1 protein-coding gene and 1 pseudogene are annotated in these 458 nt (G+C 64.0%); both read left to right on the top strand.

Going from position 1 to position 458, the window contains the following annotated elements:
- Window positions 1-6 precede the first annotated feature (6 nt).
- Window positions 7-120 (top strand): ATP-binding protein, encoded by a 114-nt coding sequence (locus ACTQ1E_RS08910; RefSeq protein WP_441045762.1) that lies wholly within the window; start codon window positions 7-9, stop codon window positions 118-120.
- 131 nt (window positions 121-251) lie between these two features.
- Window positions 252-458 (top strand): annotated as a pseudogene (locus tag ACTQ1E_RS08905) (IS21 family transposase); the annotation flags it as partial.

Genomic DNA, 458 nt, shown 5'->3' with positions numbered 1-458 from the left:
GACGACGTGGCGGCGAGCGCGATCGCGGACAGGGTGTGCCACCACTGCCACCTGGTCAAGATAACCGGCAGGTCCTACAGGCTGAAGGACCTGCCGAGGGACGGCCCCGTCGAGCCGTGACCGGAATCGGTGAAAATACGTTAGCGCAACCGGTGAAACCGCCTTTGCGCAAACGGCGCGCCTGTTTAGCGAAACTGGTGAAAAATAGATTGACGCTAACACACTCGAACGACCGGCAGTGCGTCGCCCTCATGTCGCAGAGGTCGGAGTGCCTGTGCGCCGGGCTGCTCGAGATCTTCCGCCGCTGGGGCCGCGCCCCGGCTGCGATGGTGCTCGACAACGCCACCGAGGCGGGCAGGATGGTACGCGGCGAGGTCACGGAATCGAGGCTGTTCTCGCAGTTCAGGGCCCACTACCGCTTCGAGAGCCGGTACTGCAACCCCTATTCGGGAAACGAG

Source organism: Collinsella sp. LCP21S3_C7 (assembly GCF_052118485.1).
GTDB lineage: Bacteria > Actinomycetota > Coriobacteriia > Coriobacteriales > Coriobacteriaceae > Collinsella.
The sequence above is the reverse complement of the archived record's forward strand: the minus strand, read 5'-3'. Positions and strand labels throughout refer to the sequence as shown.